Source organism: Acidovorax sp. KPB24-07, from assembly GCF_057543315.1.
In genome coordinates, this window is the sequence record NZ_BAAJYS010000779.1 from 1 (window position 1) to 939 (window position 939).

The 939-nt window shown below is 72.5% G+C and carries 1 protein-coding gene; it reads left to right on the forward strand.

Features of this window, described 5'->3' with window-relative positions; all coding sequences use genetic code 11:
* A partial coding sequence (locus AC27IQ_RS25735; protein ID WP_487091332.1) for a homoserine dehydrogenase occupies positions 1-883 on the forward strand: 883 nt, incomplete at its 5' end.
* Between the last annotated feature and the right edge of the window lie 56 nt (positions 884-939).

Genomic DNA, 939 nt, shown 5'->3' on the forward strand with positions numbered 1-939 from the left:
CATCATCAACGGCACCACCAATTTCATCCTGACCCAGATGCGCGACGAGGGGCTGGACTTCGCGGCAGCGCTCGGCCAGGCGCAGGCGCTGGGCTATGCCGAGGCCGACCCATCGTTCGACGTGGACGGCGTGGACGCCGCGCACAAGGCCACGCTGCTGGCGGCCAACGCGTTCGGCATGCCGGTGCGCTTCGAGCGGGCGCACGTGGAGGGCATCCGCGGGCTGCAGGCGATCGACGTGGCGTGCGCCGAAGCGCTGGGCTTTCGCATCAAGCTGCTGGGCATGGCGCGCCGGAATCTGGAGGCGGGCGAGGGCGAAGACCAGGGCGTGGAGCTGCGTGTGCACCCCGCCCTGGTGCCTGCACGGCACCTGCTGGCGCAGGTGGACGGCTCGATGAACGCGGTGCTGGTCAAGGGCGATGCCTGTGGCGTGACGATGTACTACGGCGCGGGCGCAGGGTCCGAGCCCACCGCGTCGGCCGTGGTGGCCGATCTGGTGGACGTGGCGCGCCTGGCGGCCGACGGCAGCGCCGCGCACCGCGTGCCGCACCTGGCGTTCCATCCGCATGCGCAGCAGGACCGGGCGGTGAAATCCATCGGGGATGTGCGCACGCGGCATTACCTGCGCGTGCCGGTGGCGGCGGGGCGGGCGGATGCCATCGGGGTGGTGTCGGAGCATCTGGCGCGCGCCGGAGTCGCGGTGAAATCGATGAGGGTGCATGCCGTTGGTGCGGCGCAGGGCGATGCGGCCGTGGACCAGGTGCTGGCGCTCACGCACGAGGCCGCCGATGCGCAGGTGCAGGCGGTGCTGGAGCAACTGCGCGAGGTGCCGGGCCTGTGCGTGCAGGCGCCGGTGCGGCTGCGGGTGGAAATGCTGGAGTGACGACGGGGGCGGGCGAGGGGTCTGCTGCTGCGGCGGCGGCGCGCTTGCGTGGCCCC